Consider the following 11,543-nt stretch of genomic DNA (forward strand, 5'->3'; position numbering starts at 1 on the left):
TCTTAAAAATAATTGACTTCTAACCTTTGCGGTAAAACCTTTTGAGTTATACCGTTTTCTTTATGTTAGTCTTTTCCGCAATTTCCTGCTCTATGCCGTTCCAAAGTGCAATGCGGCTTTCAAGGGATTTTTGAGCGGTAGTTTTTGCCTGTGCCCATTTATCAAGATCTTTTTCACAAAGTTTTTCAACCATACGGTAAGCCATTGGCCCGTGTTCATCACCATCCAACTCTATATGCCGGTCAAAATAATACTTAAATTGCTGCAGGTCCTTATCAGGAAAATTTTTCTGAACATTTCCTATTATTGAAGAAAACATATCGGGGATTAATCCTTCCCTGCCAAATGTGAAGGCCGCTGCAATATTATGAGGCTTTCCTTCAGAAATAATATCAAAGGTATTTTTAAGGAACTGCTTTATGCTTATAGGTAATTTAATGGCGGCGATAACCAGGAATATATCCGTACCGTGAGTAACCTGTAACAAAAAATCTTCTATTCTGGTAGTATCGGCTCCCGCTGCAGCCATAGCTTCCAGGTACATTTCAAAATGGCTCTGGTGCTTTCCCTGCAGGTTGATATCGGTTTCTTCTGCAAGTACAATTTCATTAATAAGGTAGCGCACTTCCGGATCACCTACAGGGATCCAGGGATTGGTGGTACGGGTAAACTTTTGCTGTAAGGCGGTGAGCAGGGACATAAAATCCCAAACCGCAAAAACATGATGCTCCATAAAAATCTGGAGTTGTTGCGGAGTAGTGATTTTTCCGTACAAGGAGTGGTGGAGCAATTGCTCGCGTTGCGGTTGAAGGCTTTTATTTATCTCTTGTATCATATCTGCAAACTTTTTTGCAAAAATACCAGCTATTCAAGGAACTCTAAAATCTCAGGGGAATTTTTTGATCCAAAGTAGCCACATCATCTTTTTTATAGCATCAGGAAGGTGTACCTGTAAATATTCCTGTTCCTTTGAGCGGATCTTTTATTCTGAAAAGCTATAAACGAGTCTTTGAAAAGAAAAACACGGTCTTTGTCCAATTATAATGTGAGCATCTGCTCAAATCCATCTGAATTGTCACTCTTATTAAAAAATTCACTCTTTTCCTCATTAGCTTTTGCCAGGCTAAAACGCCGAATGCCCCGTAATGTCCAGCCCGGTAATAAGAAGATGGATATCATGGGTCCCTTCATAGGTAACCACACTTTCAAGATTCATCATATGCCGCATGATGCTGTATTCCCCGGTTATTCCCATTCCGCCTAACACCTGGCGTGCTTCACGGGCAATTTTAAGCGCCATTTCCACATTGTTTCTTTTTGCCATGGAGATTTGGGCAGAAGTTGCTTTTCCTTCGTTCCTGAGTACTCCCAGCCGCCAGGCGAGTAATTGCGCTTTAGTGATCTCGGTGATCATTTCTGCCAGCTTTTTCTGCTGAAGTTGTTTTGAGGCAATGGGAACTCCAAATTGTTCCCGTTCTTTGGCATATCTTAGTGCGGTGTCGTAGCAATCCATAGCCGCACCAATGGCGCCCCAGGCAATTCCATATCTGGCAGAATCCAGGCAACCCAGTGGTGCTCCCAATCCGCTTTTGTTTGGCAATAAATTTTCCTTCGGAATTTTCACATTATCAAAGATCAATTCTCCGGTGGCGCTGGCACGCAAAGACCATTTGTTATGCGTTTCGGGAGTGGTAAAGCCTTCCATTCCACGCTCTACAATTAGCCCGTGAATTCTCCCGTTTTCATCTTTGGCCCAAACTATAGCGATATCTGCAAAAGGGGAGTTGGAAATCCACATTTTCGCCCCGTTAAGCAAAAAATGGTCTTCTTTTTCTTTAAAGCTGGTGGTCATCCCGCCGGGATTGGAGCCGTGGTCGGGCTCTGTTAAGCCAAAGCAGCCTATAAATTCTCCTGTGGCCAGTTTAGGCAAATATTTCTTCCGTTGTTCTTCGGTTCCATATTTAAAAATAGGGTACATAACCAGGGAAGATTGCACTGAAGCGGTTGAACGAATCCCGCTATCTCCTCGTTCTATCTCCTGCATAATCAATCCATAAGAGATTTGGTCCAGCCCGGCGCCGCCATACTCTTCAGGAATATAAGGCCCAAAAGCGCCAATTTCGGCGAGGCCTTTGATAAGCTGTTTGGGAAACTGTGCTTCCTGCGCGGCCTCTTCAATAACCGGTGAAATTTCCCGTTTTACGAATTCCCTGGTAGCGTCTCGCACCATCTTATGCTCCTCAGAAAGTAGCTCATCAAGGTTGTAATAATCGGGCGACTGGAATGGATCTGGTTTCATCGTGGTGTGGTTTTACACAAATGTAACCAAGTCTTATACAGTAAACAATGATTTTATTTTAGAAGATATAAAGGTTTGCCGGTTTTGTTTCAATTGAATAATTGAGAGTTGTAATTTAGAGAAAGTCTGGCAAATTGAGCGATTTAAACCAAGGTTTTACAAACCTTGCAGGAGGAACATTAGCATGTGTTACGCTACAACTTTAAATAAAAAGGAGCGACCATTTTTTTAAATTCTTCCGTGTAATTATGCCGTGAAATTTCCAGGATAAGTTCATCTTCTTCTGTTCCGGTTTTATGAAAACTGAAGTTTAGCAGCGATCTTTTAAGCTCACTTTTTTCTGTTCCCCTTACCCGTGTGATCTTCTGCGGAAAAAGATTTTCTTTGGCAGCTAGGCTGATGAATTTTTCTTCTTCAGCATAAGGGATAATAACGCTGAAGATTCCATCTTCTGAAAGTAAAAAGGAAACCCCTCTTACCAAATGTTCAAAAGGCAGGGCATCGTTAAACCGGGCAATTTTTCTTGCCTCACTAAATTTCTCTCCCCTGGGGGGAGATGCCACAGGAAGAGGGGGAGAATAAAAAGGAGGATTGGAAATGATAAGGTCATACTTTTCTTCGTCCTGCATTTCTTCGGCGAATTCATTTAAATCTGCATGGTAACAAAAAAGTCGGTCGCCCCACATACTGTTTTCAAAATTCTCCACAGCCTGCTCATAGGCATTTTCTTCAATTTCTATGGCATCTATAAGGAAAGCCTCAGAGCGTTGCGCCATCATCAAGGCAAGAATCCCGGTGCCGGTGCCAATATCCAGAATGGATTTAGGATAATGGGAAAGGGGAACCCAGGCACCAAGCAGTACACCATCGGTACCTATTTTCATGGCACATTTATCCTGTTCTACAGTAAACTCTTTAAATTTAAAGGCCTGGTTTGACATGGTTTTTTGTTGCTATATTTTATAAAGAAAATTTGGAGAAAAAATGGGCATTTTATTATTGAGGATTTTTTCAACTTTAAAAGAAACTGGCTTTTCGACTGAAACTTCAGCTTAAAAATAATGAAAAGAAAAAACCGCTTCCTGAAATAGAAAGCGGTTTAAATTTATTTTCTTCCGAAGAAATTATTCTCCTAAAGCTACTCTTTCAAACCCAACAACAGTAAGGCCGGCATCTACAGATTTTACATAATCTGCAACGCTTTCTTTGTTTCCTTTAATGTAATCCTGGTTTACCAGAGTATTGTCTTTAAAGAAACGTTTAATTTTACCTTTTGCGATATTATCAAGCATTTCTTCTGGTTTTCCTTCCTGGCGTAACTGGTCTTTAGCGATTTCAATCTCTTTATCTATAGTAGACTGGTCTACACCGTCTTCATTTAAAGCTACAGGATTCATTGCTGCAGCCTGCATAGAAACATTTTTGGCAACTTCATCTGCACCATCCACGTTTGCAGAAAGTCCTGTGATAACAGCAATTTTGTTCCCTGCGTGAATGTAGGATCCTACGAAAGGCGCCTGTAAAGTTTTAAAAGCTCCTATTTCGATTTTCTCCCCAATAACACCGGTTTGCTCGGTAAGTTTGTCCTGAACGGTGATTCCTTTATAATCTGCAGCCAAAAGTGCTTCTTTGGAATTATAGTCCAGAGCAAGTTCAGCTAAACTCTGAGCCAGTGCCACGAAATCTTCATTTTTGGCAACAAAGTCTGTCTCGCAGTTAAGGGAAATTACCACACCTTTAGTGCTGTCTTCATTTACTTTTGCGATTGCAGCACCTTCGCTGGACTCTCTATCTGCTCGCTTGGCAGCAACTTTTTGTCCTTTTTTACGAAGCACTTCAATGGCTTTGTCAAAATCACCATCAACTTCAACCAAAGCCTTTTTGCAGTCCATCATTCCTGCACCGGTAGCTTTTCTTAATTTATTTACTTCTGCGGCGGATATCTTAGCCATAGTATTTTGATTTTGTTTTGAATTAATAAGTCGTTTAGCCGGATTAAAGAAACGAACTAAACGACTTATAAAAATTTACCAAACTGTTCTTTTTATTCTTCTTCTTCGTTAGAAGAAGCTTTATCTAAAGTTTGCTGTTTAGATTCAAGCTTCACGTCTTTTTTAGCTTCTTTCATTGCCTTTTTGTCTTCGGCATCTGTAGAAGGCACTTCAGCTTTCTCTTTTTTAGCTTTTGGAGCCTTTTCTCCTTTAGCGGCTTTCTCAGCTTTTTCTTCTTTTTTAGAATCCTTGCTGGATTTTCTTTCAGAAAGGCCTTCAATTATAGAATCGGCAACATAAGAAATCACTTTGCTGATAGACTTGGAAGCATCATCGTTGGAAGGGATCAAATAATCTACTTCACGAGGGTCAGAATTGGTATCCACCATCGCGAAAATTGGAATGTTTAATTTTTGAGCTTCTTTAACTGCAATGTGTTCACGGGTAATATCAACAATAAACAAAGCTGCCGGAAGTCTGGACATGTCAGAAATGGAGCCCAGGTTCTTTTCAAGCTTTGCTCTTAAACGGTCTACCTGTAAACGTTCCTTTTTAGAGAGCGTATTAAAAGTACCATCTTTCTTCATCCTATCTATAGAGGCCATTTTCTTAACAGCTTTACGGATAGTAACAAAGTTAGTTAACATCCCACCAGGCCACCTTTCAGTGATATAAGGCATGTTAGCTCTTTCAGCTTGCTCAGCTACAATTTCTTTTGCTTGTTTTTTGGTAGCTACGAAAAGTATTTTCCTGCCACTGGCAGAAATTTTTGCCAAAGCCTCTCCGGCTTCCTGCATTTTTGCAGCACTTTTATATAGGTTGATGATGTGAATCCCGTTGCGCTCCATATAAATATAAGGAGCCATGTTTGGATTCCATCTTCTTGTGAGGTGTCCAAAATGTACACCTGCGTCAAGTAATTCTTTTACTTCTACTTTGTTTGCCATTTTTGTAATAGTTTACGTTCTGTTGAAGATAGCAACAGGCAAGTGGCTATTTTATTGAAAATACGGCCTTGCATGTTTAGATGCTAAACTAACTCTGCTCTCACATTTGAAAACAGTAACAACAAAAATCTTTTTAATTTTAAATGAACTTTTAGGGCTGTGCCCAAATAATTAACGTTTAGAGAACTGGAATTTCTTACGAGCTTTCTTCTGTCCGTATTTCTTACGTTCCACCATACGTGGGTCTCTTGTAAGTAAACCTTCCGGTTTAAGAGTTAAGCGATTTTCCTCGTCAAGTTCTACCATAGCTCTGGAAAGTGCAAGGCGAATAGCTTCTGCCTGGCCTGTAATCCCACCGCCATAAACATTTACTTTCACATCAAAAGTCTGGTCGTTTCCGGTAAGGTTTAACGCCTGGTTTACTTTATACTGAAGGGTTCCGGTAGTAAAGTAATCTTTCATGTCTTTTTTGTTCACGGTAATGTTCCCATTTCCATCAGAAACATAAACACGTGCAACAGCCGTTTTTCTACGGCCAATTTTGTGAATAACCTCCATTACCTAAGATCGTTTAAGTTAATAGTTTTAGGTTTTTGTGCTTCCTGTTCGTGTTCAGATCCTGCATAAACCTTTAAATTTCTGAATAAGTCTGCGCCCAGTTTATTCTTAGGCAACATTCCTTTAACCGCTTTTTCAATCAAACGCTCCGGAGCTTTGTTGAATAATTCAGATGCTGTAAGACTTCTTTGTCCACCTGGATAACCGGTGTGGCGAATGTATTCCTTGGAATCCCATTTCTTTCCGGTTAAGTTGATTTTTTCAGCGTTAGTAATAACCACGTTATCGCCGCAATCAACGTGTGGGGTGAAGTCTGGTTTGTGCTTCCCTCTTAGTAACTTTGCTACGTTTGAAGCAAGACGTCCCAGTGTTTGTCCTTCAGCATCTACGTGTACCCACTCTTTGGTAACGCTGGCCTTATTGGCCGATACTGTTTTGTAACTTAATGTGTCCACACTAAATAGTTTTACTTAATTATTAAACATTCCATTCCCGTAAACCCAATTTTGATCTTGGGAAAACGGGCTGCAAATGTACAATTATAAATTCATATAGCAAACAGGAGATTCATTATTTTAAATGATTCGAAATTGCTGATTGTCAGATTATTTTTAGCCTAATTTTGAAACTACTGCCTTCCCTTAAATGCTTACAAACATAAAGGAGATTATTCTACTTTAAATATAGCTATGCTTCCTTTAGATTTATGCTGAAAGACACGAAAATACGATAAGAGGTATAAATGATGTTAATAAAGTCATAAAGTGAAGCAGGATTGTCTAATTTTGTATTTCATGATTTTAACCTGAAGGTGATGAAGAACCTACCCCCCTTTCCTGCTTTTGTTATAATAGTTTTTACCGTTCTCTTAGCTTCCTGTGAAGCTAATAGGGATGAGCTGATGGAGGCTAATGCAAAAATGACCACAGCAAACCTTACCATTGCTAATACAGATCTTATAGGTACGTGGAACATGTATTCCATGACTTCTATAGGACAAAATGTAGATTTTAACCAGGATGGAAATTACACCTATGATTTACTGGAAGAAACCAATTGCTTTGACGGGATGTATTTCACCTTTAAAGAAGGAGGAATAGTGAATACCTTGCAATCCAGACTTTATTTTACCTCAACAGGAGAATTTACCTGCCAAACCACGGGAAATTATGATGCCACTTACCAGGTAAGCGGAGATCAGCTCACCGTAAATTTTGATGTGGATGGAAGTAATTATACCGAAATTAAAACCATTGCCACTTATATGGAAAATGGAGAGAATTATCTTAAGGTTAGTCTTTTAAAAGAAGAGACTAATTCTGCAGTTTATGTTGCTAACGATCCTGGAACCACTGTTGCTTCAGGAATTAAGGAAATAGAGATAATATATAAAAAGGAATAGTAATTGATTTTTGTTTTTAGTGTTAGTTAGTTAAAAGCCCCGCGATTACCGTGGGGTTTTTTGGTTCCTTTTCTTTAACTGCGGGAGCCCGGAACATTCAGGCTCTTATCCGGAATTCTGATTTTTTTCTTCCATGGGTTTTACATAGAGGTCTTCCACAAGAATAATGGCAATTAACATGATAGGAGTAGCCAAAATAATTCCCCATATTCCCGTAAAAATTGCCACAATTAATTGCGCCGTAATAATTAGGGCCGGGGGAATACTTATGAGGTGCTGTTGTACTTTGGGGGTAATAAGGTTGCTTTCCAGGAACTGTACCACAAGGTATAAAGCCACCACAATAAGGGCAGTCTGAGGGTCTTGTGAAAGTGCTACCAACACAGCGGGGATCATAGCTATTAAAGGTCCAAAATTGGGGATAAAGTTTAAAAATCCAGCGATAATGGAGAGGGCCAGCCACATAGGCACGCCAATAATTTTTAGGCCTATGGCGGTAAGCACAAAAACCACGAACATTGCAAAAATTTTTCCGGTAAGCCATTGCTGCAAACCGTGGCCAAGGTGGCTTAGTACTTTATCTGCTTTCCCCCGGCCACTCGGTGGGACTAATTTTTTAATCCCTCTGGTGTATAAAAAGGGTGTCGCCGTGAGATATGCCCCTACTAGAAGAATCACATACAAATCTCCCAATAGCCCAAATGTGGTTTTAAAAAAAGTGGAAAAGACATTCATCATCTTACCGTCTCTGTTCTGTATGGAAATTCTTTCTGAAACTTCCTGGCCAAGCCAGCTGTCACTCAGGTAGCTCCGGGCATTTTGGAAGGTGGAGGGAAGTGATTTGCTAAGCTGGGAAAGCTGAGACTGGATTTCTGAACCAATTAGCCATACAATACCTGCAATGATAAGGATGGTTCCTAAAACCGAGATAGTCATGGTAATTCCAGATTTCCAGCCGGTCTTCTTTTTAATGTATTCACTAATTCCTCTAAAAAATACCGCTATAAGGGTTCCGGCAAGTAAAAGAATAAGAACGCTGAAGGTAGCTTTAAAGAGTAGCAGCAAAACCGTAATAATGGCTAAAATGCCTCCTGTAATCCATACCTTTTGGACAAAGGAATATTCTTTTTCATGACGCGTTTCTTCTGTCATCCCTGATATTTTTTGATTTTCAATTCGTGTATTTAAAAGGTACTAAAATTTGTTCTTTCTGCTGCTGCTGTTAACAAACTCTTGCACAAATCAAACTCTGAATCATTAAAAATCCTCCCGGCATAAGGTGAGATTTGCAATTCTTATCTTTGTTTTCCTGTAAGAGTTACGGCAGGCTTAATCTTACCGTAGAAGGGTATAGGAATATTCAACAAATGTATTTTTCTGAAGCTAAAAAATTACATTTTAAACGCGCATCTGTTAAAACTTAAATACTTTCATTTGTCTATGGTCCAGTTTCTTGATCCCTGCAGTATAAGCTTACTATAGTTTTCTTATAAGGATCTAATGCGCTTCCAGCCAGTTTTGTCCCTCGCCCAGGTCCACTTCTAATGGCACTTCCATAATATAGGCGCTCTCCATTTCCGACTTTATCATCTTTTTCACTTCTTCCAATTCGGGTTTATAAACATCAAAAACCAGTTCATCATGCACCTGTAGCAGCATTTTTGTTTTGTAATTACTGTTTTTGAGCTTTCGATGAATATTTATCATGGCAAGTTTTATAACATCGGCGGCACTGCCCTGTATGGGGGCGTTCACCGCATTTCTTTCTGCAGCGCCCCTTACCACGGCATTCTGGGAATTGATGTCTTTTAAATACCTTCTCCTGCCTAAAATGGTTTGCACATAGCCGTTTTCCCTGGCATAGGCCACCTGTTCACTTATGTAATTGCTTAGCATTGGATAGGTTTTATAGTAGGTATCAATCAGCTCTTTGGATTCTGTTCTGGAAAGGCTGGTCTGGTTGCTTAACCCAAATGCAGAAACGCCGTACACGATACCAAAATTTACCGTTTTTGCATTGCTCCTTTGCTCGCGGGTAACTTCTTCAATAGGAACATTAAAAACCCTGGCAGCGGTAGAAGCGTGAATATCTTCGCCTTCTCGGAAGGCTTTAATCATATTTTCTTCCTTGCTTAGCGCAGCGATTATCCTTAACTCAATCTGAGAATAATCGGCAGCGAGAAGGATATGCTCGTTGTCTCTTGGAACAAAAGCTTTTCTCACTTCACGACCGCGTTCGGTCCTTATGGGGATATTCTGAAGGTTGGGATTGTTGGAACTTAATCTTCCTGTAGCCGCAATGGTCTGTACATAATCTGTATGTACCCGGCCGGTGGTTTTTTCGATTTGCCCCGGAAGAGCATCTACATATGTATTTTTCAATTTAACAAGTCCGCGGTAATCCAGGACGCGCTGGATAATTTCATGGTCTTTGGCCAAAGCCGAAAGTACATCTTCACTCGTGGAATATTGCCCGGTTTTGGTCTTTTTAGGCTTTTTTACAAGCTGCATTTTTTCAAAAAGGATAATCCCAAGCTGTTTGGGAGAACCAATATTAAATTCTTCGCCGGCATCAGCATAAATCTTTTCCTCCAGTGCTGCAATATCTCTTTCTAATGCTTTGGAAAGGGAGCCAAGAAAATTTTCATCCAGCCTGATGCCTTCCAGTTCCATATCTGCCAGTACTCTTACCAGCGGGATTTCAATATCATCAAAAAGTTTCCTGGTATTCGCATCGGTTAGTTCCTTTTCAAAAAACTGCTTTAGCTGAAGGGTAACATCTGCATCTTCCACGGCATATTCGCACTGTTTCTGCAACGGGATCTCCCGCAGGCTCTTCTGATTTTTACCTTTTTTGCCCACCAGTTCCAAAAGGGGCTGTGGGGAATAATTGAGATAAGTTTCCGCCAGCACATCCATATTATGGCGCATATCGGGATTAATAAGGTAATGCGCAATCATGGTATCAAAAAGAGGGCCTTTTATTTCTATGCCATATTTCGCCAGAACCTTTATATCGTATTTAAGGTTTTGCCCTGTTTTTTCTATATTTTCATCTTCAAAGAACGGCCGTAATTCTTCAAGAAGATTTTTTGTCTCATGTTGATCTTCAGGAAAAGCAAGATAGAAACCTTTACCGGTATCCCATGAAAAAGCAATCCCTATAAGGCAGGCTTCCAGCGGATTTTCACTGTCGGTTTCCGTTTCAAAACATACACTTTTTTGCTTCATTAAATTCTGAAGAAAAAGCTTCTGGGCCATTCCTGTGGCTATAGACTGGTATACATGAGGCGTATTCTCCAGGGATTTTCTTCCTGTAGTAGTTTCAATTTTTTCAGCATTCCCGGTACCAAATAATGAAAATTGTCCCGCTCCCGCAGTTTGTGCATTCTGTTTTGCTGAAGGGGAATTGCTCACCTGCGTTTGGGGATGGTCTTCTTCCCCGCTGAATAATTTTATAAACTGGTCCTTCAGTCTTCTAAATTCCAGCTCATCAAAAATTTCCTGTACCTTTTCAGCATCAGGCATGGAAAGCTCGTAATCTTCAGCATGAAATTTTACGTCACAATCAGTGATAATTGCGGCCAGTTTCTTAGAAAGTATTCCCTGTTCTGCATGGGCGATCACTTTCTCTTTCATTTTACCTTTAAGCTTATCGGTTCCGGCCAGCAGGCCCTCCATACTGCCAAATTGTTTCAGGAATTTCTTGGCCGTCTTATCTCCCACGCCGGGTAGCCCGGGAATATTATCTACGGCGTCGCCCATCATTCCCAGGTAATCTATTACCTGTTCCGGGCGTTCTACGGCAAAACGCTTCTGGACTTCGGGAATTCCCCAAATTTCGATCCCGTTGCCCATTCTTGCCGGGCGGTACATAAAGATGTTTTCTGTGACCAGTTGCGCAAAATCTTTATCGGGAGTTACCATAAATACCTTATAACCTTCTCCTTCAGCCTGTTTTGCCAGTGTTCCAATAATATCATCTGCTTCACAACCTGGCAGTTCCACCACCGGGATATGCATTGCCTTTAGGATATCCTGAATAATGGGAATTCCCTGCATTATTGGCTCTGGAGTGGCATCGCGGTTTGCTTTATATTCGGTAAACATTTCGGTACGTACTGCACTGCCTTCCTTATCAAAACACACGGCAAGGTGATCTGGTTTTTCCCTTCTTATCACATCAAAAAGAGAATTCATAAAGCCCATAATGGCTGAAGTATTGAAGCCTTTGGAGTTAATCCTTGGATTTTTTATGAAAGCATAATATCCGCGAAAAATAAGTGCGTAGGCATCTACCAGAAATAATCGTTTTTGAGAAGACATATAATTGGAAATGTTATTTT

Annotated in this window: 10 protein-coding genes; 1 reads left to right on the top strand and 9 read right to left on the bottom strand. The window is 40.4% G+C overall.

All coding sequences use genetic code 11. The annotated features are described in order from the left end of the window. Positions 1-46: 46 nt before the first annotated feature. The 7 genes from AB8M93_RS11495 to rplM form a co-directional block, all read right to left on the bottom strand. Positions 47-835: a DUF3050 domain-containing protein gene (locus tag AB8M93_RS11495; protein ID WP_373057754.1), complete on the bottom strand. Its 789-nt coding sequence runs from the start codon at positions 833-835 to the stop codon at positions 47-49. 288 nt (positions 836-1,123) lie between these two features. Beyond that, entirely contained in the window at positions 1,124-2,299 is a 1,176-nt protein-coding gene (locus AB8M93_RS11500) for an acyl-CoA dehydrogenase family protein (RefSeq protein ID WP_373057756.1), read from the bottom strand. Between the two features lie 194 nt (positions 2,300-2,493). Further along, positions 2,494-3,240: a tRNA1(Val) (adenine(37)-N6)-methyltransferase gene (locus tag AB8M93_RS11505; protein ID WP_373057758.1), complete on the bottom strand. Its 747-nt coding sequence runs from the start codon at positions 3,238-3,240 to the stop codon at positions 2,494-2,496. A gap of 183 nt (positions 3,241-3,423) precedes the next feature. Next, positions 3,424-4,251 carry a translation elongation factor Ts gene (gene tsf, locus AB8M93_RS11510; protein ID WP_373057760.1) on the bottom strand — a complete coding sequence of 276 codons (828 nt, stop codon included), beginning with the start codon at positions 4,249-4,251 and terminating at the stop codon, positions 3,424-3,426. Positions 4,252-4,343: 92 nt separating this feature from the next. After that, a complete protein-coding gene (gene rpsB, locus AB8M93_RS11515; RefSeq protein ID WP_373057762.1) occupies positions 4,344-5,237 on the bottom strand; it encodes a 30S ribosomal protein S2 in 894 nt (297 codons plus the stop codon). A 171-nt stretch (positions 5,238-5,408) separates the two neighbouring features. Beyond that, complete coding sequence (gene rpsI, locus AB8M93_RS11520) at positions 5,409-5,795, bottom strand: 30S ribosomal protein S9 (RefSeq protein ID WP_373057764.1); 387 nt, start codon at positions 5,793-5,795, stop codon at positions 5,409-5,411. Then, on the bottom strand, positions 5,795-6,250 hold the full coding sequence (gene rplM / locus AB8M93_RS11525) for a 50S ribosomal protein L13 (RefSeq protein WP_373057766.1): 456 nt from the start codon (positions 6,248-6,250) through the stop codon (positions 5,795-5,797). Before rplM ends, rpsI begins: the two co-directional genes overlap by 1 nt. Before the next feature lie 359 nt (positions 6,251-6,609). Here rplM and AB8M93_RS11530 point away from each other — a divergent pair, with 359 nt between their 5' ends. After that, positions 6,610-7,197 carry a lipocalin-like domain-containing protein gene (locus tag AB8M93_RS11530; RefSeq protein ID WP_373057768.1) on the top strand — a complete coding sequence of 196 codons (588 nt, stop codon included), beginning with the start codon at positions 6,610-6,612 and terminating at the stop codon, positions 7,195-7,197. Positions 7,198-7,302: 105 nt separating this feature from the next. Here the strand turns inward: AB8M93_RS11530 and AB8M93_RS11535 are convergent, their stop codons facing one another. Together AB8M93_RS11535 and polA are read right to left on the bottom strand one after the other, a co-directional pair. Continuing rightward, positions 7,303-8,349 (bottom strand): AI-2E family transporter, encoded by a 1,047-nt coding sequence (locus AB8M93_RS11535; RefSeq protein WP_373057770.1) that lies wholly within the window; start codon positions 8,347-8,349, stop codon positions 7,303-7,305. 345 nt (positions 8,350-8,694) lie between these two features. Next, the gene (gene polA, locus AB8M93_RS11540; RefSeq protein ID WP_373057772.1) at positions 8,695-11,523 is read right to left on the bottom strand and encodes a DNA polymerase I; all 2,829 of its coding nucleotides are present in this window, start codon (positions 11,521-11,523) and stop codon (positions 8,695-8,697) included. Between the last annotated feature and the right edge of the window lie 20 nt (positions 11,524-11,543).

The organism is Autumnicola aciditolerans (assembly GCF_041679265.1).
In the GTDB taxonomy this organism is placed as follows: Bacteria; Bacteroidota; Bacteroidia; order Flavobacteriales; family Flavobacteriaceae; genus Autumnicola.

Coding starts and splice junctions, on each gene's coding strand:
- AB8M93_RS11495 (WP_373057754.1), bottom strand. CDS start 835: ATGATACAAGAGATAAATAAAAGCCTTCAACCGCAACGCGAGCAATTG.
- AB8M93_RS11500 (WP_373057756.1), bottom strand. CDS start 2,299: ATGAAACCAGATCCATTCCAGTCGCCCGATTATTACAACCTTGATGAG.
- AB8M93_RS11505 (WP_373057758.1), bottom strand. CDS start 3,240: ATGTCAAACCAGGCCTTTAAATTTAAAGAGTTTACTGTAGAACAGGAT.
- tsf (WP_373057760.1), bottom strand. CDS start 4,251: ATGGCTAAGATATCCGCCGCAGAAGTAAATAAATTAAGAAAAGCTACC.
- rpsB (WP_373057762.1), bottom strand. CDS start 5,237: ATGGCAAACAAAGTAGAAGTAAAAGAATTACTTGACGCAGGTGTACAT.
- rpsI (WP_373057764.1), bottom strand. CDS start 5,795: ATGGAGGTTATTCACAAAATTGGCCGTAGAAAAACGGCTGTTGCACGT.
- AB8M93_RS11530 (WP_373057768.1), top strand. CDS start 6,610: ATGAAGAACCTACCCCCCTTTCCTGCTTTTGTTATAATAGTTTTTACC.
- AB8M93_RS11535 (WP_373057770.1), bottom strand. CDS start 8,349: ATGACAGAAGAAACGCGTCATGAAAAAGAATATTCCTTTGTCCAAAAG.
- polA (WP_373057772.1), bottom strand. CDS start 11,523: ATGTCTTCTCAAAAACGATTATTTCTGGTAGATGCCTACGCACTTATT.